Origin of the sequence: Halomonas sp. 7T, assembly GCF_025643255.1 — a bacterium.
GTDB lineage: Bacteria > Pseudomonadota > Gammaproteobacteria > Pseudomonadales > Halomonadaceae > Vreelandella.
In genome coordinates this window covers 1,587,843-1,613,309 of sequence record NZ_CP087112.1, presented here as the reverse complement: position 1 = coordinate 1,613,309, position 25,467 = coordinate 1,587,843, and the positions used below count along the sequence as shown (strand labels likewise).

Genomic DNA, 25,467 nt, shown 5'->3' with positions numbered 1-25,467 from the left:
CAGAACGCCGCACGGGCGCCCCAGGCTCTGGCGGCAAGCGCGCAATTGTACACAAGTTATGGCTTAGAATTCAGGGGGGAAGATTGTAAAATACAAAAGAAAACGCCCAGGCGGCAGGCCTGGGCGTGGTAGGGCGGGCGTTAGCGATTATTCGTTAACGGCTGCAATAGCCTTGGCCAAGTAGGGAAGATTCTCATGGGAGAAACCTGCCACGTTGGCGCGCCCTGAACGCACCATATAAATACCAAACTCATCGCGTAGGCGGTCTACTTGTTCGGGTGTTAAACCGGTGTAGGAGAACATGCCCTGCTGTTCCGCCACACAGGCATACTTCTGATCTAGGCCGTAGGGCTTGAGAGCCTCGACGAAGTCACGACGTAAGGTGTTGATGCGGTCGCGCATTTCGGTGAGCTCGTCACGCCACATAGCGGTCAGTTCAGCGTCGTGAAGAATTTCGCTAACGATGGCACCGCCATGAGCGGGGGGGTTAGAGTAGTTTTCACGAGCGACAATAGCGATTTGAGAGCGCACGTTTTCCATCTGCTCGCTATCTTTAGCTACCGTAATTAGGCAGCCGGTACGCTCGCAATAAATGCCAAAGTTTTTAGAGCAGGAACTTGTGATGATGACTTCATCTAAGTTTTCCGCCAGTAGGCGTAGGCCATAAGCGTCATCGTCTAATCCTTGCCCAAACCCCTGGTAGGCAAAATCAACCAGCGGTAACAGCTGACGCTCGCGCAGCACGGCCAACACTTCTTGCCACTGCTCTTTAGAGAGATCAAAGCCTGTGGGGTTGTGGCAACATGCGTGGAGTACTACAACATCGCCTTCTGGGATTCTTTTCAGCGCCGCCAACATACCGTCGAAATCAAGGCGGTTGTCAGCATCAACATATGGATATTTATGCAGCTCAATGCCCGCAGCGGTAAATATGCCGTGGTGGTTTGGCCAAGTGGGGTCGCTTACCCAAATACCTTTGCCAGGTAGCTGGCTTGCTACAAAATCAGCAGCTAAACGCAGTGCGCCGGTACCGCCAGGAGATTGTGTAGCGCTGGCACGCTTGTTTTTTAGTACCGGTGAGTCTTCACCCAGCACCATGGGCAGAACGACTTCTCCATAGGCAGGAGCGCCGTGAGAACCAATGTAGGTTTTGGTGGTTTCATTCTTGAGCAGGCGAGCTTCAGCTTCTTTGACAGCGCGCATGACTGGGGTGTTGCCTGCATCATCGCGATATACACCAACCCCTAGGTCGACCTTTTGTGGATTGGTATCTTTTTTAAAAGCTTCGATCAGCCCGAGAATGGCATCTCCAGGGACTCGCTCAATATGCTCAAACATTTATTCGGCTACCTCGTCGGTTCTGGCGGCAAGAATGAAGTCATTAAGATGCAGGCCTTTGATTTCATGGGACCACCATGTAACGGTGGCGCTACCCCACTGGGTAGCAATCACCGGGTGATGCCCAGCCTGCTCAGCTAATTCGCCAACGCGCTGGGTAAACGCAAGCGCATCAGCAAAGTTACGAAACGAAAAAGGTTTCGTTAGCTTCATGATGCCATCGTGCTCCACAATCTGCCACTCTGGAAGTGACTGAAGATGCTGTTGGCACGCTTGGGGAGAGAGCGGTTCGGCATTGCCGCTACAGGGTTCGCAATGCGTTTGGGAGAGATTCGACATGATGTGCTCCGGTTGCTTTTCTCTCCTTAGGGTAGAAGGCAGACGCAGTCGCGGCCAATATCTTTAGCGCTGTATAAGGCTTGATCGGCCCTAGTAATTAAGCTATCGAGCGGTTCTCCGCAGCGATATTCGGCTACGCCAATACTGAGCGTTACTTGTCCAGCACCGATGCCGAAATCATAGTTGGCAATCGCATCGCGTAAGCGGTTAGCAAGCTTATGGCATTGTTGCAGCGGGGTCAGCGGCAACACGACCATAAACTCTTCACCCCCTAGCCTGGCGACCATGTCTTCACAGCGCAATAACGCTTGAGTTCGCGTAGCCAGTTGTTTCAGTATGCTGTCACCTTCTAAGTGACCCCAGCGGTCATTGATCTGCTTAAAATGGTCAATGTCTGCAATCATTATTGAAAAAGGGGTGCCGTGACGGGCACTGAGCGACGATAAGTGGTTTAGATGCAGCATCAATTTTCGTCGGTTGGGCAGGCTGGTCAACGGGTCCGTATCGCATAGCCTACGCAGCCGCTGCTCTTCTGCGACTTGCTCGGTAATGTCCATCATGATCCCACTCCAGATAACGCCATCTGCGGCTGATGCAGGCTTGGCGCTAACGGCAATCCAGCGTGGCTTATCCTTGGGAAAAGGCAGCCGAAAGCGTGTTGAAAGTGGCAACATCCACCTGGCTGAGCGTTCTATAGCTGACATGATTTTAGGGTAATCGCTATCGGTCAGCTGTTTGATAAGTGGATTGGCATCTGCTGTTAATTGCTGTCGGTCGATATGTTCTAGCGATTCCCCACCGCCTTCCAGATACGAAAAACGCATTTTCCCAGAGTGAGAACGGTGAAACTGAAAAACGACCCCAGGTATCAAAGGGATCAGGAGATCGGCACTCTGGGGTGCAGAAATGACGTCATCCACGGGCATTCGTGAATCTCCAAGAAAATGTCTATTTAAATTAATCAGATAGGTTAGCTCTAAACGCAAAGCAAAGATGTAAGCCATTGCTTACAATTGTGAGGTTTTTGATAATTTATTCGTCTTAAAAATTTATTTTTTATAGCTGATTGTTTTTAATCGTTCAGGATATAAGCACTGAACAGAGAAGTATTGGCACAATGGCATAAATTTTATTACTTTTTTGCATATCAATTTGTTTTTTTATATCTGGAGTTCTCCTTGAACGTTGTGAATGCACACGCTGTTAATCCTGAGGGCAGCAGGGAAACTGTGGAGGCAAACATCAGTAAAGTCCGTGCGAGCAAGCATGAGGGTATGGTCAGTTTGGTGGGCGCTGGCCCAGGTGACCCAGAACTATTGACCCTTAAAGCATACAAACGCCTCCAATCTGCAGAAGTGGTGCTTTACGATCGGCTAGTGAGTAGCGAAATATTGGCAATGCTGCCTGTTCAGGCGGCTCGCTTTTATGTGGGTAAGGCACGTTCTTCCCACAGCGTGCCCCAGAGCGATATTAATCAAGCATTAGTTGCTTGGGCGCAGCAAGGAAAGCAAGTGGTGCGCCTGAAAGGAGGCGATCCATTTATTTTTGGGCGTGGCGGGGAGGAGCTAGAGGCGTTAGTCGCTGCTCAGATTAAAGTTGAGGTAATCCCCGGTATTACCGCAGCCTCTGGGTGTACCGCATACGCAGGCATTCCCTTAACCCACCGCGATCATGCGCAGTCGGTTCGTTTTGTTACCGGTCATTTGCAACAGGGTGAGAATACGCTGGATTGGCCTACTTTGGCACAGCCCGGTCAGACGTTAGTGTTTTATATGGGGTTGAGCAATTTAGTCACTATTTGCCAAGCGCTTATCCAACATGGCTTGGAACCTTCAACACCATTAGCACTGATTGAGCAAGGGACAACTCAGCAACAGAAGACCCACATCGGTTCTCTACAGCAGCTACCCCAGGCGTTTCATGCAGGAGAGATCAAGCCTCCAACCTTATTGGTGATAGGCGGTGTTGTGCAGTTGCATGAAACGCTTGCATGGTTTGAGTCTCAGCAGGGCTGTGCGGTAGGCTTTGATGAAGGCAAGCATCCGACTAGCGCTCTTGAGTAGCCACCTATAGACGGGCCGTATCGTCGTTATGGGAGATTGAGTTTGCGCATCGACTGGCTAGATGCTGTCAGCTGTGTATGCTAGTAAGGATACTTTTTCACAGTGAACGCGCTGTAAATGTCCATTACCGCTGCTGAAATCGGTAGCCTGTAAAAAAGAGAGGGACGCAGTATGTCAGAAGCAAACCACTCGGATCATCAATCACCGGCCAATAAAGCGGACATGAAAACCCTGTTTAAAGATAATCGTGTCAAAGGCATTGCAGGCATCGCCGCGATTGCGGTTATTTGGGCCATTATGGCGCAATCTAACGCAGGCACTCGACAGGAGCGGGTTGAGACCTTAGAAGGCCAGCTAGCTAACGTTGAGCAAGAGAATAATCAACTCAGCCAACGCATTGCAGAAGTGGAGCAGGCGGAAGCCGACTTGAATGCAATGCGTGAGGAAATGGCGACGCTAGAAGAGCAGCAGGCCCAAACGGCAAGTGAGCTTGAGTCGGCGCAGCGTGATACCCATGCGGTGCAATCGCGTCTTGAAGAGCTAGAAGCCCAGCGTGACGCGCTTCAGCAGGAAGTTGATACGTTAAGCGAACAAGTAGAGGGCGCTGAAGCTGAGCTGGAAGCGCTGAAAGAAGAGCGTGATCAAGTGGTCAGTGCGCGTGACGAAGCTGAGTCTGCTCGTCAGGAAGTAGAAGAAGCTCGTCAAAGCGCCGAAGAAGCCCGTCAGGAAGCCGAGTCAGCTCGTCAACAAGCTGAACAAGAGCGCCAAGAAGCCGTCGAAGAGCTTAATGCTGCCCAAGAAGAGCTGTCGGGCTTAGAGTCTCAAGTAAGTGACGCTAACGAACAGCTGGCCAGTATCGAGGAAGAAATTTCATCCGTTCAAAGTGAGTTGGAGAGCTTAAACAGCGAACGTGATGCTATCACGAGCGAGCGCGATGAATTGCAACGCGAGGTTGAGTCGTTAACTGAGCTGCGTGAAGAAGAGCAACAGAGCCTCAACCAAGTGCGTACCGAGATGGATGATCTCATGGTTGCACTGGATATTGGCCGTGAAGAAGTGGCCAATGTTGAAAGTGATATTGAAGCTCGTGAAGAGCAGCTAGCACGCTTGGAAGCCCAGCTGGCTGATTGGCGTGAAGAGCTATCTTCGTTGGAGAGCCGTTTACATGTAAGCGATGCGGATGACGAAGTGCCCTCCTTGGCCGATGGGCAGGATGATAGTGCTGGTGCAAATGGGGCCGAGCAGGCTGAAGACGCTAGTTCCGAAGATCAACAAAGCAGTAACTGATCAATGCACGTAAGCGGGCGTTGATGGTTTACGCAAAGAAGCGGATGTAGGCAGCCCCTGCATCCGCTTTTATATGTTGGTTTAGAAATAGGCCGCCTAGGAGTATCATTGAAACCACGGAATGATCGGTCGCAAAAAGACAGGAGTGCCATTGATGGACGGTGTAAAACATATAGTAGCAGTGGCATCAGGAAAAGGTGGGGTCGGAAAATCGACCGTGACGGTTAATTTAGCACTTGCGCTTTCGGCCCAGGGCTATCGTGTGGGTGTACTGGATGCGGATATTTACGGCCCAAGCCAAGCGCAAATGCTGGGTGTTAAGGAAGGGGTAAGGCCGCAGGCAACAGATGACAACAAGTTCCTGCCGCTAGAGGCGCACGGGCTTCAAGCGATGTCGATGGCTTTTATGGTGAACACCCGGGAAGCCATGGTTTGGCGTGGCCCTATGGTGGTAGGCGCGTTTCAGCAAATGCTGACACAAACCCAGTGGGATAATCTGGATTTCTTGCTGATTGATATGCCGCCAGGCACCGGCGATATACAATTGACACTGGCGCAAAAAGTGCCTGTTTCCGGTGCTGTGATTGTCACAACGCCCCAAGACATTGCGCTGCTCGATGCCCGCAAAGGTATCGAGATGTTCCGCAAGGTCAACGTGCCAGTGCTGGGTGTTGTAGAGAACATGAGCCTTTACCACTGTGAAAAGTGCGGTCATGAAGCGGCCATTTTTGGTACGGGAGGCGGTGAGCGCATCGCAGAAGAGTACGATACGGCAGTCCTAGGACGGTTACCGCTAACGCTTTCTATTCGTGAGTTTGCTGATTCTGGTCGGCCCAGCGTAATCTCAGAGCCTGATAGCTCAGTGAGCCTCACCTTTGCAGATATTGCCAAACAGGTGGCGCAATCCGTAAGTGCCAGCCAAAGCGGCGGCCCGACTATTTCATTTAGCGAGTGATAACGTAACAAATGAGCATTAAATCTGATAAATGGATTCGTCGCATGGCACAAAGCGATGCCATGATTGAACCGTTTGAAGCGGAGCAGGTGCGCTATGTAAATGATCAGCGTGTCATTTCTTATGGTACGTCGAGCTACGGCTATGACGTTCGCTGTGCTGATGAATTTAAAGTATTTACCAACATACACTCTGCTATTGTCGACCCTAAAGCGTTCGACGACAAAAGCTTCGTCGATATTAAAGGCGATGTGTGTATTATTCCGCCGAATTCGTTCGCACTTGCACGTACGGTTGAGTATTTTCGTATTCCGCGCAGTGTGCTGACGATTTGCCTTGGAAAATCCACCTACGCGCGCTGCGGCATTATTGTCAATGTAACGCCCCTTGAGCCAGAGTGGGAGGGGCATGTGACCCTTGAGTTCTCAAACACGACGAACCTGCCGGCCAAGATTTATGCGCATGAGGGTGTGGCTCAGATGCTGTTCCTCGAATCTGATGAGGTGTGTGAAACATCGTATAAAGATCGTGGTGGCAAATACATGGGGCAGCGCGGCGTGACCTTGCCTCGCACTTAGTATTCGCTCGCAAGCTAAACGAAAAACGCCTTACGCGCGAATGCGGTAAGGCGTTTTTTTGATGGTCAAACCAGCGACGTTTAGGTGTTTTCGTCCACTTCTTCGTCTAGCTCTTCTGCTGCATCTGTATGGGAGAGGCGCATTCCATAGGGCGGAAGTGGATGGCCATCCATCGTGGCGTGTTCAGCGCTATATTGAAGGCGCCCTTGCAAAAACCATTGGACGGCAATGGGGAAGATGAGGTGTTCACGCGCGTGAACCTTCTCTTTTAACGTCTCCACGCTATCGTCACTCGTGACGTTCAGTTCTGCTTGTAGCACAACCGGCCCGCCATCCAGTTCTTCAGTGACAAAATGCACGCTACAACCATGCTGTTTTACCCCGTCTGCCAGCGCGCGAGCGTGGGTGTTTAGTCCCTGATAAGCCGGCAGTAAAGAGGGGTGGATGTTGAGCATTTTACCTAAAAAACGCTGCACAAAACGTGGTGTCAGAATGCGCATAAAGCCAGCTAAAACAATCAAGTCAGGCTCATGGCGTTCGATGACTTTTATCAGCGCTCCATCGTATGCATCGCGGCTATCATATTCACGATGCGGTAACGCAACAGCCTCAATGCCCGCTTCCAGTGCGCGTTTCAAGCCATAGGCATCCGGCTCATTGGATATAACAGCGACGATTTCACCGCCAAGCCGATCATGATGTTGTGCATCAATCAGCGCTTGCAAATTACTGCCACTGCCGGAAATCAACACCACAATACGCCGCGCCGCTGTTGGTTCAGGCGTCATGTCATTAATGGTGTCTTTGAAGGGTTCGCTAGTGTGGTCGGTGCTGCTCATGCGCGAAGATTCTCCAATACGACGGCTTCCTCCTGGCGCTGCACAATCTGACCAATTTGATAAACGGTCTCGCCCTGGGCTTGCAGGTGAGCCATGGCGTTTTCAGCCTGGGCTTGGGGAACGACGACAACCATGCCGATGCCACAGTTCAGCACGCGGTGCATTTCCGTTTCGCTAACATTGCCCTTAGCTTGCAGCCAGTTGAATACTTCTGGGCGCTGCCAAGTAGAGAGATCAACGTGAGCGGCGAGGGTGTCGGGCAGGACGCGGGGAATATTTTCCAATAAACCACCTCCCGTGATATGGGAGAGCGCGTGAACGGGAATATCCGTGCCGCGCATCATCGACAGCAGCGACTTCACATAAATACGCGTTGGCGCCATTAATGCGTCGCCAAGGGGCTGTCCATCCACCGTGTCATTAAGTGATGTGTTGCTAACGTCGAGAATTTTGCGAATCAGCGAATAACCGTTGGAGTGCGGGCCGGAAGAGGCCAGTCCCAGCAGTACATCACCTTCCGCTACCTTGCTGCCGTCTAAAATATCGGCTTTTTCAACAATGCCCACGCAGAAACCCGCTAAGTCGTAGTCATTGCCCTCGTACATGCCAGGCATTTCAGCGGTTTCGCCGCCGACGAGTGCGCAACCCGCCTGTTCGCAACCCGCGCCAATACCGGTGACGACATCGGCAGCGATATCCACATCCAGCTTACCCGTGGCATAGTAGTCCAGGAAGAGCAGCGGTTCAGCGCCGGCAACGATTAGATCGTTAACACACATAGCGACTAGGTCAATGCCAATAGTGTCGTGTTTGCCAAGGTCCATGGCAAGACGCAGCTTGGTGCCGACACCATCCGTGCCTGATACGAGTACGGGCTGCTTATAACCGGCGGGAAGCTCACACAGTGCGCCAAACCCGCCAAGGCCACCCAGAACTTCAGGGCGTGTCGTGCGTTTGGCAACATGTTTGATGCGGTCAACCAGCGCGTTGCCGGCATCAATATCGACACCTGCGTCTTTATAGCTGAGTGAAGGAGTAGCCTGAGAAGTGGAGGTATCGGTCATGACAGATCCTGTGAAGCCTATAGCAGTACGGGTAGTGCTGGCGAATTGGCCAGTGCTGGGGCGATAACGGGACGGATTGTAACACCCAGAGACGTAAGCCGCATCGATGTGCGGCGTTAACCGAGGTTCATTACGCTACTTTTGTTACTATTCAGTACGCTAGGGGCGCTAACCATCTTTCCAGGAGGGATATAAAAAGCATGCGACATTCATGGTGGGGCGTTGTGTTTTTGGTGGTGTTGATAGGCTGCCTCTACTTATTAGATGCGGTATTGATGCCATTTATCGCGGGTTTAATCTTGGCTTACTTGGCTGATCCGCTCACCAATTATTTCCAGCGTCTAGGCATGAATCGAACCTGGGCGGTGAGTAGCGTATTTTTAGTTCTGTTGCTGATTCTTATTTTAAGTCTGCTGATTTTGATTCCTCTGGTAGTGCAGCAGACAAAGCAGCTTGGTGAGGCGTTGCCGAGTGTTTTCAACTGGGTTGAAAACATATTGGCGCCGCAAGTGCAGGAGTGGACGGGTTATGACTTAGGGGGCGAGCTGACCAATGTGAGAGAAACATTGATTGAAAATTGGCGGGATGCGGGCAGCTATGCCGCTCAGGCATTAAGTCAAATTGGTCGCTCCGGTATGGCCTTTGTCTCCTGGATTACCTACGTTGCCTTGATTCCTGTAGTGACGTTCTATTTATTGCTTGATTGGGACAGGCTGATCTCTAGCCTTGCTGACTTGATTCCCCGCCAGTGGACAAATGATGTTTCCCGGCTGGCGAAGCGCTGTGATGAGGTTCTGTCAGCTTTCCTGCGTGGTCAGTTACTGGTCATGCTGTGTTTGGGTATTATTTATGCCGCTGGCTTAACGTTGATGGGGCTTAATTTTGGTTTGCTAATTGGTGTTGTGTCCGGACTTGTTAGTATTGTGCCGTTTCTGGGCTTTATCGTGGGATTGGTGGTGGCACTGATCGTTGCTCTTTTCCAGTTTGATACGTGGTGGGCTGTACTGGGCGTGATTGCGGTATTTGGTATCGGTCAAGCGGCAGAAAGTGTCATACTTCAGCCCAAGCTGTTAGGTGATAAGATCGGTTTGCATCCTGTTGCAGTTATCTTTGCGGTACTGGCAGGTGGGCATCTTTTCGGCTTAACGGGCGTATTATTAGCACTGCCTGCCGCAGCCGTTATTATGGTGCTTTTAAGGGAAATTAAAGATCGTTATAAAGGCAGTGCTCTCTATGATGCCGAGCAACGTCCTATAGAACAGCAACATCACAACGATGGACTGGGTCGTCACGATGAAAGGGAGTCACCATGAGCCGATTACCGGCACAGCTACCGCTTGGGGTAGGGTTGCGAGACGACGCGACGTTTAATAATTACTATGCCTCACCAGCAAATGCTTCATTAACAGAGTACTTGAGTCGACAGCTTAACTCTGATGCTGAGCCGTTCTTATATTTATGGGGCGCGCCGGGGAGTGGACGCAGTCATCTTTTACAGGCGGCGTGTCATGCTGCCTCGGATGCAGATAAACGCTCTCTTTATCTTCCATTGGCAGACTTAGGGCATTTTCCTCCGCTGATGCTGGAAGATATTGAGCGCCTGGATCTTGTCGCCATTGATGATCTTGAATATGTGATAGGGCGAAAGCGTTGGGAAGAAGCGCTGTTTCATGCTTTTAATCGGCTGCGTGATGCAGGTAAAGCCTTAGTGATCGCCGCTAATACGCCACCTCGTCAATTAGACGTTGCCTTGCCTGACTTGGCATCACGGCTTACCTGGGGAGTCACGTTTCATTTACACCCCTTAGATGATAATGAACGATTGGCGGCGTTAAAACTGCGCGCTAACGTACGTGGAATGCAGCTACCCGATGACGTAGGGCGCTACATTATGCATCGTGGGCCACGTGAGCTAGGGGAGCTGTGTCGTGCCCTTGAGACGCTGGATCAGGCGTCACTCTCTGCCAAACGGAAATTAACGATTCCGTTCGTCAAGTCTGCGCTTAATTGGTAAAGCGCCATACAAAACGCCCCTGCCAGTCATCTGGCAGGGGCGTTTTAGTGAAAACAAGTCAATAACCGTAATGAATTAAGCGGTTTTGCTCATTTTGCTAGCAGCAGCTTGTGCTTGCTTAACGTTATCTTCTGTCAGCTTTTGACCTTTTTGCAAAAAGTCTTGCTGAAGAGCAACGACTTTATCCGCATCGCCTTTAACACGCTCAGCCAGTTCTTTAGCAACTTTCTGCTGGCCTTCCATGTAGCTACGCAGGCCGCTCGCGTCTTTAACGCTCATCAGCTGACGCATTTGGGCGATACCGGTATCTACGTAGGATTTGTTGGCATCAAGCTGCGCGTTCAGCATTTTCTCAGAGTAGTCGATGCTTAGCGTCATGTAGGCGCGTACAGGTGCCATAAACATGTTGTCGAACTGCTGAGTCATTTCATTGGTGTTAAATGTTTGCATGGTAAACACTCCTGTTCCATTGCTCACTAGTCGGCCCATTGATTGATGTTGCCGTTAGTGTTGGTTGATCAGCAACGGTTTTGTTAAGCATCCACCGCAGCTGATATCTCTGTATCTTGCGTTGCAGCATAGCAGGGGATTTTGTGCAGTGCAACATATGAGTAAGGTGAAGCTATAAACATGTAGATGCTCTGTGAGAGTGAAGGCGCGCACGAATTTACCAAACGCGCCGGTAGGGCTAGGCTTGAATATATGGGTAACCGCTATTACTAATCAATCATTGGAAAGCAAGACGTTAGCGAAGCCAGCGGGCACTAGCGACGTCGTTGTGCTTAAGGAGTGCCAGGATGGACACACGTATTGAACGGGATAGCATGGGTGAGCTTGAAGTGCCTGCAAATGCACTCTATGGCGCTCAAACTCAGCGCGCTATCAATAACTTTCCTGTTTCGCATACCCCCATGCCCTCGGCTTTTGTTCATGCTGTGGCGCGGATAAAGCTTGCTGCTGCACGCTCTAACTGCCAGCTAGGTTTGCTGGATAAGCCCCGTGCAGACGCGATTATAAACGCTGCTGAAGCTGTCATTGAGGGTCAGCATGACGCGCATTTTCCGATTGATGTTTTCCAGACCGGGTCGGGTACCTCGACCAACATGAATGTGAATGAAGTGCTCGCCACGCTTGCGAGTCGTGAGGGGGTCGAAGTAACGCCCAATGACCACGTTAATATGGGGCAGTCGAGTAATGACGTGATCCCAACCGCCATTCATCTGTCGGCCGCGATAGCTGTCAATGAAACGCTGCGTCCTGCCTTGGTCGCGCTGCAGGCAACAATCGATCGTCGGGCGAGTGAATTGACGCATGTCGTCAAAACCGGGCGTACCCACCTGATGGATGCCATGCCGCTGCGTATGGATCAAGAGCTAGGCGCGTGGTCGAGCCAAGTGGGGCAGGCCATTGAGCGTTTTGATAGTGCGATGATAAGGCTATGCCGATTAGCGCAAGGCGGCACGGCAGTGGGCACTGGGATTAACGCCCCGGAGGGGTTTGCTGAGCTAATGGCTAGCGACTTAAGTCAGCAAACGGGCCTCCCTTTTGTGCCTAACGACAGCTTTTTTGCCAGTTTGGCATCCCAAGATGCGGCTGTGGAGCTATCGGGGCAGTTGAAAGGGTTGGCGTGTGTGGTTATGAAGATTGCTAACGATTTGCGCTGGATGAACTCAGGCCCCCTGGCAGGGTTGGGTGAGATTGAACTTGAGGCACTGCAGCCGGGTAGTTCCATTATGCCGGGTAAGGTAAATCCAGTGATTCCTGAGTCGGCCGCGCAAGCGGCAGCGCAGGTTATTGGCCTGGATGCCGCCGTAACGGTCGCTGGCCAAAGTGGTAACTTTCAGCTCAACGTCATGCTCCCGTTGGTGGCATCGAATCTTCTCACATCCATTACATTAATGAGTAATACCGCCACATTGTTGGCTGAGCGCGCGATCGCTACCTTCAGTGTAAGGGACGATAATTTACAGGGACCGTTGGCACGAAACCCTATTTTAGTGACTGCACTTAATAGTGTGATCGGCTATAACGCGGCGGCAGCAGTGGCAAAAAAAGCCTATCAGGCTGGGCGGCCAATCATCGACGTCGCAGAAGAAGAAACTGACTTGGATCGCGCAACGCTTGAGCACTTATTAGATCCTGCGGTACTAACCAAAGGCGGTATACCGGGATAGCCTTCTTTAAGCTGTTAACAGGGCGGGCAGCTACGTTTCTTGCGTTTCCGCTTTGCCCTGTTGAATAGTTTCCTTCGCCTCTTGGCGCTCTTCTGCGCTGGCATCGGGTGTCTCATGCTCATCCTGGCGCGAGGGCCGATAGCAGAAGGTGGCCAATATAGGAAAGTGGTCAGACCCAAATGCGTCTAAGCGTTCCATGTTTACCAACGTGAAATGCTCTGACACAAAAACGTGGTCAAGCGGCCAACGCAGAATAGGGTAATTAGCGTGAAATGTGCTGTACATGCCGCGGCCGCGACGCGGGTCGAGCATCCCACCGGTACGGCAAAAGCGTCGCGTTGTGCGAGACCAGGCAACATCATTTAAGTCGCCGGCGACAAGCGTGGCTTTGGGAGTTTGGTGGATTTCTTTTCCAATACATAAAAGTTCTGCATCACGCCATAGCGATTTTTCGCTTTCACTGGGGGCTGGCGGACGAGGGTGAACGGCAAATAAGCGAATGTGCTGACCGCTTTTAAGTTCGACCTGGGTATGAATCGAAGGTATGTCGTCCTGAATCAGCCACTTGATCTCGGTATTTTTTAGCGCTAGGCGTGAGTAGAGGTGCATCCCATACAGGTTATCCAGGGGGATCTTAACGCTATGAGGCCACTGCTCATCGAGGGCTGGGTCAAGCTGGTCTTGCCACCACTGGTCCGACTCTAACGTGAGAATTATATCGGGCTGGTGGTCAGTTATCATCGTCAAGAGCGTGTTTGACTGACGGTTTGGAGTCAGTACATTAGCAATTAACAGCGTGATCATCTGCTCTTCAGGGGCGTTGTGAGCGGTTTGCACCTGTACAGGCCAGAGCTTTGTCCACGGCAAGATGTAGCGTAGCTGAAGCACTAGCGTGGCGAGTGAAACAGCAACCGCTACAGTACGCCAAGGTTCTGCGTCTAGTAACCACAGGCTGGCTAAGCCGCATACCAACGCCAATGTGGCAATTTGCAGCCTTGGAAATTCAAAACTGCGCACCCACCACCAGCGCATGGGAACGCGGGCGATAAGCGTTGCAAGTAATAATGAGATGGCGATGCATCCTAGCAAAGGCCCTAGCAAGGTTTACCTCCTGGTCTAACCGTTAGCTGTCGTTGAACTATGTTTCAGCTTAGCGGTAAGAGGCGATAAGTTGTAAGCGCGCGCCGCATTTGGCACTCCCTTGCGCCGCATTTGGCACTAACAAAAGATGCTCATCGAGCTACACTTCGCGCAATAATTGGCACTGTTTGCAGAGCTAGATTCGTGATGATGGAACTACATTCCTAGAGCGCCCTCTTGCAGGAGCCGGTGGTACTTTCCAAGCCATGTACTTGCAGGTGGGACATGAATAAAAGGGCTCAGCCTCATTCAAGATGGACTTAATACCTTTTTCACGACAAACGTGACATATAGCATGAGGTGGATTATCCGTGCTGACTAAGTCTTCCCTGAGACTCAGGATAAAATGACCCTGTGAGGTTCTCTCTAGCCGATATTGATCAAAGCGCGCCTCTTGGCTGAGCTTCAGCCTCATCTCCCTGTTCTCATCAATAAGCCTATGATGCTCAGTCAGAAGCTCAAGGAGATCGGACTGAGCTGTTGTTAGCTTGTCCATGATGTCGCTCATCGCTGCATTGAGCTGTGCGCGATCATTCACGTCTCTGGCAGACCGTGCTAGATCAAGTGCTCCCTTAACAGCTGTTACTGCTGCTCCGATCTCCATACTTTCCCCTTATTGGTTAAAACAACCCCGCCGGTTCTGCAGCCACATCCCAACTGAAGATCAGCACCTCTTTGGCGTCTGAGCCTTTGCCGCCGCCAACGGTGTAGCGAATGTCGGTGGTTTCGATGTGGTAGCCCGCAAAGATCCGGCGGATGTCTGGGTGGTCGTTGAGGCTGATAATGGCCTTGCCTTTCAGCTTGGCCAGCATGCTCGCCATTTCCTCGTACTGCTCTATGCCAAATCGTATCCCATATCCTTCTGTCTGCCAGTAGGGCGGGTCCATATAGAAGAGCGTGTGCGTGCGATCGTATCGCTCGATGCAGTCTTGCCAGCTTAGGTGTTCGATGAACGTGCTGGCCAAACGTAAGTGGGCAGCGGACAGCGACTCCTCCAGGCGCAGCAGGTTTAGCCCTGGTGGGGTGGTGGTGGCGGTGCCAAACGTTTGGCCTTCGATGCGGGCACCGAAGGCGTTCTGCTGTAGATAGTAGAAGCGTGCGGCCCTTTGGATGTCAGTGAGCGTTTCCGGGCGTGTCATCTTCAGCCACTCAAACACTTGGCGGCTGGAGAGTGCCCACTTGAACTGCCTAACAAACTCCTCCAGGTGGTTCTGCACCACACGATATAGATTCACGAGGTCGCCGTTGACGTCGTTTAGCACCTCGACGTCTGCAGGTGAGGGGCGCAGGAAAAACAGCGCAGCCCCTCCTGCGAATGGCTCGACATAGCACTGATGCGGCGGCATCAGCGGGAAGATACGATCAGCGAGGCGGCGCTTGCCGCCCATCCAGGGAATGATTGGGGTAGCCACGAGGCATCTCCTGTTGGGGTTTGGAGCTCGTGGCTCTCTGCTGGTTTAGGTGCCTGCAACGCGGGCACTTTATTTCGATGAACTGGTAGTCGCTGACGTTGGCCAGCTTGCGGTTACACTGCTTACACCGGATTTCAATTAACACCATGTCAAGCCTTCTAACGTTCTAACGTTTGGCTTAGACTGCCTTTGCCTCGCGAGGCAGGGGAGTCTTGGCCGACCCGCAGGCTTGATCTGCTTGTTGGTGGCCACCTTTGGTGTGTCCGCACCTTAGGTGGTCACTCCTCTCTAGTTTACAGTCGTTCCCGATCTTTCACGGGCGCTGTCAATATCTGCTCTACATCCACCTCAATACCCGCTTGAACCAGCATATCCAGCCCACCAGGCAACTGCGGGTCGTCCAGGTCGATAAAGCGACGAACCGATACATCTTGAATTAACGCCGCTACCAACGGGTTGCTGCTGGAAAGGATCGCCCACTTCTGGTCGCCGAACCGGTCGTAGAACGCACCGACCGTGATACGTCGCTGCTCGGGTTCTGGCATTGGCGTTGGTGGATGCGGATATTCATCCCGAGTGAACCATTTAACGCCATCAAAAATGGCGTAGCCATCTGTCTCGGGCGGCTCAATGTACGTCCAGTTGCGAGGAATAGGCTCGCGTGGGCCGAACTCTTTACTGATACCTGTAAATACGCGGCGTGCGTCCATTTCATAACAAAGCATGCTAAGCCTCCTCTGCTTGTATCAATACAGGCAAGTTAGGGTAATGGGGGTTATCAGGGATATTTGGTAGAAAGAAGTAGCCGGGAGGCGGCGTCTGGCCCTCAATCGTTTGAGGAACAGCGTTAATAATGGCTGAACGCAGCTCTGGATACGCTGTGTCACTCACAGCACTCCCATCGCAAACTAACCGACCTGCTGTGTCGTAACCGCTCAAAATCAGATCACCGACGTCATATAGCGCCATTACTCCCCCTTAATCATCGGTTGAACTGTTACGTTGCCGTAGGTGATAGATTCTAGGGTCGGCAGGTAGAAAAAGCCTTCAGGGGCAAGTGTGAAAATATTAAGCACAACTAGCCCTGACCCGCTACCTCTACTGAGCGCAAGCGCAAGATATTCTTTGCTTGGACTAAAAGACGCGCCCCGCATCTGATCTGTCCCGATTGGCAAGTCAGCAAAAACCTCCCACGCATATGTATCAATGACAACACCCCCTGAGCTAGCAATGGGCAAAACTAAATAGTCCCCTTCCGGGCTGTGTGCAGCGCTACTTACAGAGCCAGATAAACTTATCGGAGAAGTGATCGACCAATCATACGCGTCAATTTTTAGCAGATAGGGGCTTGTGTAAATCCCAACAACGACATAGGACCCATCGGGACTATAATCACAGCACTGTGCGTGAGTGTTACCGGTGAGGGGCAAAGACGGAGTGCCTGACTGTAAACTCCAGTCACTTGTGTTAAGAACAACAAAAAACGGCGCGTACCAATGAACAATCGCCAACTGCTGGCCATCAGGGGTGAGAGAAAAATCCATTACGCTCCCGTTAACGTCGGGAACTCCAGCAACTTGCGACCAATCCTGTGTATTGAATACTTGGATTCTAGGCGAGTTTTGCGCACCGACAATCAACTGTTGCGAGTCATTCGTGAAAACTAAGGCTTTTACATCAGAGCTTATAGAAGGGGTGTTTGGTACTAAGCTGCCTGCGCTGAGGTCAATTACCGCTAGATGCGCTCCAGCGCTGCCACCCACAGCTAGCCACTGTGAGTCGGGGCTAAACTCCAAAGCAGATATAAACCCTAGAGAAAACGCTGGCACATTGATTTCAGCCCAATCGCTAGTTCTGATCACTTTATAGGATTGTCCAGCGCTGCTACTAGAGGTTGCCAGCGCAAGAAATTGACCATTAGGGCTAAACTTTACAAGGGCAATAAGCGTGCCAAAATCAGGCAGTCCCGTAAGACCCACTCCTGGCCAATCATAGTACCCATCGCTGTTGGGCAGTAGCGGTTTGAGCAGCGGCCAATCAGCCTCGCTCACCAAACTGCCATCAAGTGGCAGCCACCCTTCAGAGCTTTGATCCAACTTCCAGTCGGCGACTGTGCCGATTGGGAACCCACCGCTAGAAAGCCCCCCAATCAGCGCGGGATAGCTGGCAAACGGAACAGCGCCAACGTCAGCGCCCTTATCAATCAGCGCCTGTTTGATGGCGTTTTTTGTCGAGAGCGTTAGTTGCAGTTTATCTGCGATGGTCGTCATGCCACTTCTCCGTTGATCTCATCAAGAACGGCGCCGATATCGCCTAGCCTTCTATTCACCTCATAGGAAGACCACGCTGAATCCGACGCTATGACTGCGTCGTTTATCGATCCATCGGGAAGCGTGGCGACGGCATTCGTGACGGCTTCCGCGTATGCGTGAGTAGCTGCTCTGTCCTCAGCGGTGGCAGCGCGATCTAGGCCGGTTTGCTGCCGGTCTTCGCCTGTGGCAACACGATCTAATCCGGTTTGCTGAGCATTCTCAGATGCTGACTGAGCAGCGGTATCCACTAGGCCTTTCTGCTGATCGATATGTGTGCGGTCTAACCCTGTCTGCTGGGCATCCTGACCTGTGGCAGCGCGGTCTAGTCCGGTTTGCTGCCGGTCTTCGCCTGTGGCAACACGATCTAATCCGGTTTGCTGCGCATCCTCAGACGCTGACTGGGCGGCTGCATCCACTAGGCCTTTCTGCTGATCGATATGTGTGCGGTCTAACCCTGTCTGCTGGGCATCCTGACCTGTGGCAGCGCGATCTAGGCCGGTTTGCTGCCGGTCTTCGCCTGTGGCAACACGATCTAATCCGGTTTGCTGCGCATCCTCAGATGCCGACTGTGCAGCGTTCACGGCGGCGTCGCGCTCAAGCTCAACAGCCTGCCCGAACGCGGCGATATTGGCTTGCAGCTCGTTCAGCGCCACCAGTTTGCCGTTCCATTTGACGATGTAGTCTTTATCGAGCACGGCCCATGTGTAAGGGCCAAAGTCGATGAATGGGAAGTCGGCCATCGCTATACCTCCAAAAACGGCAGAGACGACTGCCAGTTGTTATAAAAATCGTGGGTGTGCGCGTAGTTGGCATCGCGCCGTGCAAGCAGTGTGTGCTCTATTTCTTTAATGCCGCCTTGCTCGGGGTAGGCGCTAATAAATACATCAGCCCCTTGGCCGCGCTTGACCAGCTCGGTCGTGAGCGTTGTTCTGTCGGCATCGGATAAATGATTCAGATCCAACGTCAGTCGCCGCGCTAAACCACCTCCAATAGAGCGGAGCGAGCCGCCCTCAGTGCGGCGATGTTCCACCTGTTCGACCCACTCAAGCTTCACGCCGTAGCTAAAGTTGTAGCGCGGCGAGAACGACAGCCCCGCGATAATGCGCCCTATTTGGATATAGCCATCCGGGTTGGCCGGGTCGTTGATGGTAATGCGATAGCGCGTCACGAAATCAGGCGTGATCCAGTACGGCTGCACCGCGACCGGTATTTTGTCGTTGTAGCTCGCGCCCCACGGGTCAACACCGAGCCGCAACAGCGGCGGGGGGATTAACTCAGCGGCGGATTGCTCCCCGGTGTCTTGTACGATGCCCACATCGTTAAGCCACTCGATCCGAACGGTTGCCGCTGCCGACAGGTTGTGCCGGTACAAAACAATCGCGTCGAGATACGTGAGGCTCGCCAGCGTCCCCTCAATGACCTGAGTTGACGTATCCACCGACCGCCAGGGGTAAGAGCGCCCTGAGCGCTGGGTGTGTGCTATCGATAGCGCTTCGCTAGTCGCCGTCAGAACAGCACTGTCGTGAACGTTATCGATGATTAAGCGCAGGTTGCTCATACCCAAACCTCAATAGATGTGATGCCGCGTGTGGGCGAGCGTGAAACCGAGATAATGCGACCCAGCCGACCGGCTAGGCGTGGGTGGTCAACGGCAATGGACTGGCCTACCTCCACCACGGGCATGAACGCATCAATGGCGTAAACGTCCCGGCGCACGGATCGAATAGCCAGCAACCTGTTGCGTTCCGTTTCAGCGTCAAGCAAGTGGGCAATGCAGCTGTCACGAGTGACGTCTTCCGCTAGTGGGTAATCAGGTAGTGATTGCTCGGCTTTCGATTCGCTCCACTCACGCTTTAAGCGCGCGGCTTCCGTTGCGTTGTCATCTTCGATGACGCCCGCTACCTGGCTAATGGGTGAATAGTTGCGACCCCAGTTAAGCACTAGCGAGGCCCAGGGTGATTGCGTCTCAGATAAACTGATTTGGTCATACTCAATGTCGTCGTCGAATAGCGTGACATCGGCAACCGCAGGGATAGCATGTTGACGAACGATCAGTTGATCCAACGCGCTGAGATACCAATATGCGCCCAAGCCCGCACACAGCGCGTCAAGCACTTGGCGACCCGTGACTTCGCTGTTGTAGTACAAGCCAACAAGAACGTCAGGGAGGTTAATGTCAGCGACCTCTTTGCCGTAGTAATCGGCCACCCACTGGGCAATTTTTGTCGGCGTGTTGTGCTGCTCATCGATGTCGACAGTGAGTTCCAGTGCTACAGGGGCATCCAGAACAAAGCGCCCCTCGGTTGGGTGATTCGTGACCGTGACAGCACTCGACCCCCCTTCCTTCGGTGTTAACGATAGGCAGGGCAGAAACGACGCTTTGTACTCGTACTGGGTGCCATCGCTAGTGCGGTACGCCGGAGCGTTGTACACCGACCCCAGCGCTAGCGGCACCGGCCCCGCATCGTCAGGCAGTGAGCCGGTATCGATAGGCTCGTCAAACACCGCCGATTGATCAGTCATCTCGAACGTGATTTCACCGCGCCGCGCTGATGTGATGCCGCCGTTAATGCCGACCGCATGGAGCCTGAAATCATCCCGGCTCCAGCCAGGGCCGCCGAGGTATAAGCGAATACCGTGGCCCTGCCAGGCGCGATCTACCCAGTGGCTAATCTCGCCGTCATCTACCAGCGTTATCTCGCCAAACGAAATAAGCCCATCTATGCGTGTTTCAATGTCGATGGCGTCTACCAGCAGGTCATCGTAGATGCGGTTCGGTGCGCTATCCGTGGGCTTGCTGATAAATGGGTGAGTCGACACATACTCAGTGCCGCCCGCGTAATCCAGTTCGCACAACACGATGCGTGGGGCTGACAGATCTGCCAGCCAGTTAGCGTACTGAGCCTCTGTCATAGTGTGGGTACCCTGGTTTTCGTATTGCGATTGGTTTTTTGCTGCTCACGAAGCGCAGCATTGCGCTGGCCAGCCGCGTGCTCCGCGTCCCGTCGGCGCTCATTGCGCAGCTGTGCTACTTCTTGGCGAAGGGCGTTTAACTCACGGGTCAGCGGCTCCAGATTGATAGCAGGCGGGGTAGCAGCGCGGCTGTTGGCACTACTCGGTAGAGGGGTGCGCAGCAGATTTGGCATAGACAGTGACCGCTTGATGCCACTGATTTCAGTCATCAGCTCTGCCTGATAGTCACCGGCAGCGTAGGCGCGGAACTCGTCTGCGATGCCGCCGCGATCAGGGGCGATGAACTCGTTCTTATGTATCATCGCCATCTGATCGCTTTCTAGTTTCCATGCGCCTGTGGCGAACTGCGGCATGCCTTGGGCATATAACCCTTCATCCTTTAACCAATCTTCGCCGCCACTGGGGAGGTTAGCCCAGGCAATGGCTTGTTCTAAAAGCGCGGCCCGCCCTGTTCCGTTCTCTAACCACCTAGCCCAGCTGGTGAACTGATAACCTATCGCGTCACGCCCCAAAACGTCCCGATACGCGCTATTGATTGAGTTAGCGACACTGCTATCAACGCCGTGATGACCGTTGAGGATGTTATCGATGGTGGCGTCGGTGTAATCGCCGCTAATAGTGTCACCGGAAGAATTGCTACCCCCACCAACCGAACCACCGGACGACTGCCCATTCAGTAGTTTGTCAATTTCAGCGGCGAGCCCTTCAGGCAGCCAGTGCAAGCCTTCCAGCAGATCGCGAAGGCCGCCCATCGCTTCTCTGTGGGATAACTGAGCATCCCGCGAGGCGCGGTCGAGCGCGTTTCCAATGGTCTCCAACTCGCTAACAGACTCAGTGAATTGACCCTCAAGATCTTTCACTGAGCTGTTTACGTCTCGGAACACACGAGCGTATTGCTCGGATGACTGCCCGTAGTACGCGGCTACTGTGTCCAAATAGGCCGTTGATGCGCCTTGTAGCTCCCTGACGGCGGCGGTATCGCCGCTTTCAGCACGCACTTGCAGCACGGCGAACTGTCGCTGCGCTTCGTTCATGCGCTCCATGGGATCAAGAATCGACTGGCTGGAAAGCTGCAGTGAGTTGTACAAGCTAGACAGCGTCTCAATCGCGCCCAGCTCTGCATTGAGCTGACGCTCACGAGCGCTATCAATACGGCTAATCAGACGGAGAGCGTCTTGCTGGGCTTGCTCGACCTCCCTAGTGGCTGCCGCTTCGTCTTGCAGTGCCCAGATACGCTCTTGCAGCGTGACAAGGCCCGCTTCTTCCCAGCCGTTTAGGGTTTTAAGTTCGTCGATCTCAAGCTGACGGAGTGCTGCTGTGTTGCCCTGTACTTGTAGCAACTGACGCTCCAGTTGAGCCTGAGCGCGTAACGCATCCGCCGACACGTTAATACCGTTGGCTGCCGCTTCAACGCTGTTTTGGATGTTCCAGAGTGCATCCTCTAACGTCAGCGCGCCGGTCGCGACCTGGTTAAACCAGTAGTCCATGCCCGCTGCATCTGGAGCGCGGCCTAATGCGTCTTGGTACTGCTGCGTGATTGCATCGCGCACCGCATCGTTCGTCTGTTTAAGTGCGGGGGCTAGCTCCATCAAGCGCACAGCTAACTCGCCAGCGGCGGCGTCGTTGAGGTTCTGGGCTTCGACGAGTGCTCGCAGCTCGCCCACCGTGGTAGGCACTTGGTCGGTGATGCCTTCCAGCGCGGCACGCAGGTCGGTTTGTGACCGGCTTAGGCGCTCGGTCTCGCTGTACACTGCTTGGTAATAGCCCTGCTGGATGGCGGTCAGGTTCTGCATACCCCCGACCATTTCGGCAATAGAACCCGCCGCGTTAACGGCACCGGCGGCGGTGACGTCGAACTGTAGGTTTAGGCCTTGGCTGGCACTGGCGAGCAGGTCAGCGGCCATCGCTGCGTTCGTCATGCGTGTGATGGCATCGACGACGCTGTCGCCGCTGAAGCGCTCAATTTCGGCGGTGATGTCGCTGAGCGCTTGCTCGCCAAGCTGCTGGCCGATGCCTTCAAGCTGCAACGCTCCGAGTGCCGCTTGGCTCAGACGCTCAGGGTCGATGATGCTGGCGACGGCATCAGCAGCGAGCACCTGGCCACCGGTGATCATTTGACGCAGCCGGGTTTCAAACAGGTCATCGGGGCCGGAATGCGTGAACCCATCAATCGACGCTTTCATTGCCTCAAAGCGCTCAGGTATCGCCGCTGCAGCAAGCTGATTGTCAAAGTTGGCCATGGCGGTGAGCATGTCGTTAAGCGCGTCCTGCTGCTCACCGATTTTGTAATCTGAGAGTGCAGTCAGGCCCGAGTCACCGAACGCCGATGTGCGGTCACCAAAAACGTAAGAGTGTTGACCTTGCTTAAAATCAAAGTCGTAGGTTTTTTTGCCACTGCCGAAGAGGGAGTCGACCATCCCGCCTAGCGTCGAGCCGATAAACGTACCGCCAGGAATAGGCAGGAAAGATCCCGCTATCGCGCCGATGGTGGAGCCAATATTCGAGTTGGCTTGTTTGCCAAACATCGAGCTGCCCAGCTCATTACCAACATAGCTGCCGCCGATGGACTGCAAGCCCATTGAGATGTTGCTCACATTTGACGGGTTGTTGAGCCAAGACGCGTTACCTGCTGTCGCAGAACTCGCCCATCCGCTCCCGCCATAGGACACGGCATTGCCGGTCAATGCCCCATAACCACTGCGCGCTACACTGGTGATGCCCTGACCGATGGAGTTACCGCCAAAGCCCTTTTGCACAATGTTCCAGGCGTTGCTAATGCCGCCGGGTGATAAATCAAAGCCGCCCGCGCCGGTGCTGCCAGTGCCACCGCCACCCAGCCCCATACTAGTGGCGAGCTGCACGGTAATCGGGCGGGTGATGGCCATATGCGCCATTTCAGCGAGTGTCTGACTGATCACCCGCTTCATGATCTCGCTTGCGTTCAGGCTGCCGTCGATCGCACCCTGCCAGAGATCGGCAAAGCCGTCGTCTAACCGCCGGAGGCCGTTGAGGCGCAGCTCATCAAACGCACCTTCCATTGTGAACGCGGCTTTAACAGTTTTATCGGCCAGGTCGTCGGTATCGTTCTGGGCTTCGATGTACTGCTGCTGTAGGAGCCCCATCATCTGGATGTTCTGGGCGACGTTGCCGGTGCCGGTAGCGATGGCCAGCGTTAGCGTTTGCATGTCTCGCGCTAGCTGGACCACCTCGCGACGGCCAGGGATCAGGCGGTTGCGCAGGTCTTCAAGCGCGGAGGCTTGGGCTTCGGTTGCTTTGGTGAGTTCGTTGGTTTTAGCGGCTGTGGTTTCGCTGGCATCACCTAAGTCTGTTGTTGGCGTGATGGTTTCGCGTGTTGTGCGTTCAAGCTGCGCTAGTTTTTCATCTATTTTAGTGACTGAACCGCCAGCTGCATCAATCGCGTTGCGGGTATCCATTAGCTGAACTTGAAGGTCGCGTAACGCCTGCTGTGATTCGCTAGCCTGCCCCATACCGAATGCCTGCTGGCCGCCCACGGCGTCCCACTGGCGTTGTTCATCCGCCACAATTTGCCGCTGACGGTTTACCTCCATTGTTAATGTGGCTTGACGGAACTGCTGAAACTGCTGCTCAGCCTCAAGCATTGCCCTGGCATTTTTGAGCGCGGCTTCTGAGTTCGCGTCTAGCGCGCTGGTCATGTCGTCAACGCGGTCTGTTGCCGATTGCACGGAAGGTGTGACTAAGCCTAGTTCCTCCCGGAAATAGTAAATGGCACCACCGGCGAGCATAGCCGCGCCCAGTGGCCCACCCACCAATGCAAGAGCACCGGCTGCAGCGCGTGTCGCACCTGCTAGTGCCACCTGCCCAGCGGCAGCAGTAGTACTTACGCCAGCCATGCGGGCCAAGGCTAATTGATAGGCGATAGTTTGTTGGGTTGCCGCCAACTTGGCAGCGGTAACGGTAGCGAGAGCCACTGCAACGCGCCCGCCCAGCAATACCGCCATGATTTCAGCACCCGACACCAACGCATCGATGTTGTCGGTCAAGAACTGAACGGTGTTACTAGCACCACTCAGAGCATTTTCAAAGGCTTGAGTAGCGCCCGCTTCGCCAACGGCTAGGTAAAGCTGATAGATCGAGTCTTCTAGGTTGGCCGATTGACCGCTAAGCGTGGCCATCTGGTCGGCCATAGCACCGGCGAACTGATTTTCACCAATGCTCTGTAGGTAGGCGCTAATGTCCGCCGCGCTGTTACGGATGCGGGTTGTTACGCCTTGGAAGGTAAAGGCGATCTGATCGCCCTCGACCGCTGAGCGGATACCGAAGGCTTTTAAGCGCTCGAACTCACCGGTGGTGGCATCCGCAACGGCTTCTACCATCCGCATCATGTCTTCGCCCATGGCGGCGGCGGTGTTACCAAACGAGCGCAGCGCTTCCTGCGTAGGGTTTAGACCCAACGCCTGCATGCGTATAAATGCCTGAACTGATTGATCCAGCGTGAAAGGCGTCTCTGCCGCAAAAACAAGCAGCTCATCCCAAGCGTTAGTGGCGCTCTCTAGTGAGCCTGTAACGGTTTTGAGTGATGCCTGTAGTTGTTGAGAGCTGCTAACTGCTGCATAAGTGTCGTTAATAAAATCACGAACACCCATAGCAGTGAAGGCGACACCAACACCGACGGCTACTGCCTTTAGTTGATTGAGCTGCCCAGCCGTTGTCTGTGCTTCATTACCGGTCTGGGTAAGTGCCTGCGTTGCCTGGCGGCCACTTTGGGCGGTTTCGGTACCAAAGGCGCGGGCCTCTCGGCCAGCACCGCGCAAATGCTCGGAAACGGTACCCGCTTTGCGGCCAGGTGCCTGTAACGCAGTTTCTGCACGCTGGCTTTCACGCTCCGTCGTGGTGCTGAATGCCCGCACGTCACCCTGGGCATCTCGAAGGGTGCCGGACAACTGACGGTTATCGCCAGTGAGGGTGACGCTTAGCGTTAGATTATTGTTCAAAGCCAG

General features: G+C 53.5%; 23 protein-coding genes. 7 read left to right on the top strand and 16 right to left on the bottom strand.

Going from position 1 to position 25,467, the window contains the following annotated elements:
• Window positions 1–147: 147 nt before the first annotated feature.
• The 3 genes from LOS15_RS07500 to LOS15_RS07490 are packed head-to-tail and all read right to left on the bottom strand — an operon-like array spanning window position 148 to window position 2,603.
• Window positions 148–1,338: an aromatic amino acid transaminase gene (locus LOS15_RS07500; protein WP_263069269.1), complete on the bottom strand. Its 1,191-nt coding sequence runs from the start codon at window positions 1,336–1,338 to the stop codon at window positions 148–150.
• Window positions 1,339–1,677, bottom strand: coding sequence for a 4a-hydroxytetrahydrobiopterin dehydratase (locus LOS15_RS07495; RefSeq protein ID WP_263069268.1), 339 nt, complete (start codon window positions 1,675–1,677; stop codon window positions 1,339–1,341). It lies immediately after the preceding gene.
• Between the two features lie 26 nt (window positions 1,678–1,703).
• Window positions 1,704–2,603, bottom strand: a complete 900-nt coding sequence (locus LOS15_RS07490) for a GGDEF domain-containing protein (RefSeq protein WP_263069266.1) — start codon at window positions 2,601–2,603, stop codon at window positions 1,704–1,706.
• Window positions 2,604–2,951: 348 nt separating this feature from the next.
• Here LOS15_RS07490 and cobA point away from each other — a divergent pair, with 348 nt between their 5' ends.
• The 4 genes from cobA to dcd all read left to right on the top strand — a co-directional run bounded on the left by cobA (window position 2,952) and on the right by dcd (window position 6,560).
• On the top strand, window positions 2,952–3,740 hold the full coding sequence (gene cobA, locus LOS15_RS07485) for a uroporphyrinogen-III C-methyltransferase (RefSeq protein ID WP_263069657.1): 789 nt from the start codon (window positions 2,952–2,954) through the stop codon (window positions 3,738–3,740).
• Between the two features lie 171 nt (window positions 3,741–3,911).
• Complete coding sequence (locus LOS15_RS07480) at window positions 3,912–5,027, top strand: kinesin (protein WP_263069264.1); 1,116 nt, start codon at window positions 3,912–3,914, stop codon at window positions 5,025–5,027.
• A gap of 154 nt (window positions 5,028–5,181) precedes the next feature.
• The gene (gene apbC, locus LOS15_RS07475; protein WP_263069262.1) at window positions 5,182–5,982 is read left to right on the top strand and encodes an iron-sulfur cluster carrier protein ApbC; all 801 of its coding nucleotides are present in this window, start codon (window positions 5,182–5,184) and stop codon (window positions 5,980–5,982) included.
• Between the two features lie 11 nt (window positions 5,983–5,993).
• Window positions 5,994–6,560: a dCTP deaminase gene (gene dcd / locus LOS15_RS07470; RefSeq protein WP_009723443.1), complete on the top strand. Its 567-nt coding sequence runs from the start codon at window positions 5,994–5,996 to the stop codon at window positions 6,558–6,560.
• A gap of 80 nt (window positions 6,561–6,640) precedes the next feature.
• Here the strand turns inward: dcd and purN are convergent, their stop codons facing one another.
• Both purN and purM read right to left on the bottom strand, forming a co-directional pair.
• Window positions 6,641–7,399 (bottom strand): phosphoribosylglycinamide formyltransferase, encoded by a 759-nt coding sequence (gene purN / locus LOS15_RS07465; protein ID WP_263069261.1) that lies wholly within the window; start codon window positions 7,397–7,399, stop codon window positions 6,641–6,643.
• A complete protein-coding gene (purM, locus tag LOS15_RS07460) occupies window positions 7,396–8,463 on the bottom strand; it encodes a phosphoribosylformylglycinamidine cyclo-ligase (protein ID WP_263069260.1) in 1,068 nt (355 codons plus the stop codon). Before purM ends, purN begins: the two co-directional genes overlap by 4 nt.
• Before the next feature lie 200 nt (window positions 8,464–8,663).
• Here purM and LOS15_RS07455 point away from each other — a divergent pair, with 200 nt between their 5' ends.
• Window positions 8,664–9,776, top strand: a complete 1,113-nt coding sequence (locus LOS15_RS07455; RefSeq protein ID WP_263069259.1) for an AI-2E family transporter — start codon at window positions 8,664–8,666, stop codon at window positions 9,774–9,776.
• Window positions 9,773–10,477: a DnaA regulatory inactivator Hda gene (hda, locus tag LOS15_RS07450; protein ID WP_263069257.1), complete on the top strand. Its 705-nt coding sequence runs from the start codon at window positions 9,773–9,775 to the stop codon at window positions 10,475–10,477. Before LOS15_RS07455 ends, hda begins: the two co-directional genes overlap by 4 nt.
• A 75-nt stretch (window positions 10,478–10,552) precedes the next feature.
• Here the strand turns inward: hda and LOS15_RS07445 are convergent, their stop codons facing one another.
• Window positions 10,553–10,927: a phasin family protein gene (locus tag LOS15_RS07445; protein ID WP_263069255.1), complete on the bottom strand. Its 375-nt coding sequence runs from the start codon at window positions 10,925–10,927 to the stop codon at window positions 10,553–10,555.
• Window positions 10,928–11,274: 347 nt separating this feature from the next.
• Here LOS15_RS07445 and LOS15_RS07440 point away from each other — a divergent pair, with 347 nt between their 5' ends.
• Window positions 11,275–12,651, top strand: coding sequence for a class II fumarate hydratase (locus LOS15_RS07440; protein ID WP_263069253.1), 1,377 nt, complete (start codon window positions 11,275–11,277; stop codon window positions 12,649–12,651).
• A gap of 30 nt (window positions 12,652–12,681) precedes the next feature.
• On the opposite strand, the gene LOS15_RS07435 is transcribed toward LOS15_RS07440, so the two are convergent.
• The 10 genes from LOS15_RS07435 to LOS15_RS07395 form a co-directional block, all read right to left on the bottom strand.
• Window positions 12,682–13,752 (bottom strand): endonuclease/exonuclease/phosphatase family protein, encoded by a 1,071-nt coding sequence (locus tag LOS15_RS07435; RefSeq protein WP_263069251.1) that lies wholly within the window; start codon window positions 13,750–13,752, stop codon window positions 12,682–12,684.
• A gap of 659 nt (window positions 13,753–14,411) precedes the next feature.
• A complete protein-coding gene (locus LOS15_RS07430) occupies window positions 14,412–15,203 on the bottom strand; it encodes a DNA adenine methylase (protein ID WP_263069249.1) in 792 nt (263 codons plus the stop codon).
• Window positions 15,154–15,351: a Com family DNA-binding transcriptional regulator gene (locus LOS15_RS16995; RefSeq protein WP_411537660.1), complete on the bottom strand. Its 198-nt coding sequence runs from the start codon at window positions 15,349–15,351 to the stop codon at window positions 15,154–15,156. The genes LOS15_RS07430 and LOS15_RS16995 overlap by 50 nt, the downstream gene beginning before the upstream one ends.
• Before the next feature lie 145 nt (window positions 15,352–15,496).
• Complete coding sequence (locus LOS15_RS07425; protein WP_263069246.1) at window positions 15,497–15,928, bottom strand: hypothetical protein; 432 nt, start codon at window positions 15,926–15,928, stop codon at window positions 15,497–15,499.
• Window position 15,929: 1 nt separating this feature from the next.
• On the bottom strand, window positions 15,930–16,172 hold the full coding sequence (locus LOS15_RS07420) for a hypothetical protein (RefSeq protein ID WP_263069244.1): 243 nt from the start codon (window positions 16,170–16,172) through the stop codon (window positions 15,930–15,932).
• Window positions 16,172–17,473 carry a WD40 repeat domain-containing protein gene (locus LOS15_RS07415; protein WP_263069242.1) on the bottom strand — a complete coding sequence of 434 codons (1,302 nt, stop codon included), beginning with the start codon at window positions 17,471–17,473 and terminating at the stop codon, window positions 16,172–16,174. The genes LOS15_RS07420 and LOS15_RS07415 overlap by 1 nt, the downstream gene beginning before the upstream one ends.
• Window positions 17,470–18,255: a hypothetical protein gene (locus LOS15_RS07410; protein WP_263069240.1), complete on the bottom strand. Its 786-nt coding sequence runs from the start codon at window positions 18,253–18,255 to the stop codon at window positions 17,470–17,472. Before LOS15_RS07410 ends, LOS15_RS07415 begins: the two co-directional genes overlap by 4 nt.
• A 2-nt stretch (window positions 18,256–18,257) precedes the next feature.
• Window positions 18,258–19,073 (bottom strand): hypothetical protein, encoded by an 816-nt coding sequence (locus LOS15_RS07405; RefSeq protein WP_263069237.1) that lies wholly within the window; start codon window positions 19,071–19,073, stop codon window positions 18,258–18,260.
• Entirely contained in the window at window positions 19,070–20,428 is a 1,359-nt protein-coding gene (locus LOS15_RS07400; protein WP_263069234.1) for a hypothetical protein, read from the bottom strand. Before LOS15_RS07400 ends, LOS15_RS07405 begins: the two co-directional genes overlap by 4 nt.
• Window positions 20,425–25,461 carry a DUF4214 domain-containing protein gene (locus LOS15_RS07395; RefSeq protein WP_263069232.1) on the bottom strand — a complete coding sequence of 1,679 codons (5,037 nt, stop codon included), beginning with the start codon at window positions 25,459–25,461 and terminating at the stop codon, window positions 20,425–20,427. Before LOS15_RS07395 ends, LOS15_RS07400 begins: the two co-directional genes overlap by 4 nt.
• Window positions 25,462–25,467: the final 6 nt, after the last annotated feature.

Bases quoted from the DNA above. Each gene is read 5' to 3' on its own strand.
- purM (WP_263069260.1), bottom strand. From the start codon at position 8,463: ATGACCGATACCTCCACTTCTCAGGCTACTCCTTCACTCAGCTATAAA.
- LOS15_RS07415 (WP_263069242.1), bottom strand. From the start codon at position 17,473: ATGACGACCATCGCAGATAAACTGCAACTAACGCTCTCGACAAAAAAC.
- LOS15_RS07500 (WP_263069269.1), bottom strand. From the start codon at position 1,338: ATGTTTGAGCATATTGAGCGAGTCCCTGGAGATGCCATTCTCGGGCTG.
- LOS15_RS07480 (WP_263069264.1), top strand. From the start codon at position 3,912: ATGTCAGAAGCAAACCACTCGGATCATCAATCACCGGCCAATAAAGCG.
- LOS15_RS07425 (WP_263069246.1), bottom strand. From the start codon at position 15,928: ATGCTTTGTTATGAAATGGACGCACGCCGCGTATTTACAGGTATCAGT.
- dcd (WP_009723443.1), top strand. From the start codon at position 5,994: ATGAGCATTAAATCTGATAAATGGATTCGTCGCATGGCACAAAGCGAT.
- LOS15_RS07410 (WP_263069240.1), bottom strand. From the start codon at position 18,255: ATGGCCGACTTCCCATTCATCGACTTTGGCCCTTACACATGGGCCGTG.
- LOS15_RS16995 (WP_411537660.1), bottom strand. From the start codon at position 15,351: ATGGTGTTAATTGAAATCCGGTGTAAGCAGTGTAACCGCAAGCTGGCC.
- LOS15_RS07455 (WP_263069259.1), top strand. From the start codon at position 8,664: ATGCGACATTCATGGTGGGGCGTTGTGTTTTTGGTGGTGTTGATAGGC.
- LOS15_RS07490 (WP_263069266.1), bottom strand. From the start codon at position 2,603: ATGCCCGTGGATGACGTCATTTCTGCACCCCAGAGTGCCGATCTCCTG.
- LOS15_RS07495 (WP_263069268.1), bottom strand. From the start codon at position 1,677: ATGTCGAATCTCTCCCAAACGCATTGCGAACCCTGTAGCGGCAATGCC.
- apbC (WP_263069262.1), top strand. From the start codon at position 5,182: ATGGACGGTGTAAAACATATAGTAGCAGTGGCATCAGGAAAAGGTGGG.
- purN (WP_263069261.1), bottom strand. From the start codon at position 7,399: ATGAGCAGCACCGACCACACTAGCGAACCCTTCAAAGACACCATTAAT.
- LOS15_RS07420 (WP_263069244.1), bottom strand. From the start codon at position 16,172: ATGGCGCTATATGACGTCGGTGATCTGATTTTGAGCGGTTACGACACA.
- LOS15_RS07445 (WP_263069255.1), bottom strand. From the start codon at position 10,927: ATGCAAACATTTAACACCAATGAAATGACTCAGCAGTTCGACAACATG.
- cobA (WP_263069657.1), top strand. From the start codon at position 2,952: ATGGTCAGTTTGGTGGGCGCTGGCCCAGGTGACCCAGAACTATTGACC.
- LOS15_RS07400 (WP_263069234.1), bottom strand. From the start codon at position 20,428: ATGACAGAGGCTCAGTACGCTAACTGGCTGGCAGATCTGTCAGCCCCA.
- LOS15_RS07405 (WP_263069237.1), bottom strand. From the start codon at position 19,073: ATGAGCAACCTGCGCTTAATCATCGATAACGTTCACGACAGTGCTGTT.
- LOS15_RS07440 (WP_263069253.1), top strand. From the start codon at position 11,275: ATGGACACACGTATTGAACGGGATAGCATGGGTGAGCTTGAAGTGCCT.
- hda (WP_263069257.1), top strand. From the start codon at position 9,773: ATGAGCCGATTACCGGCACAGCTACCGCTTGGGGTAGGGTTGCGAGAC.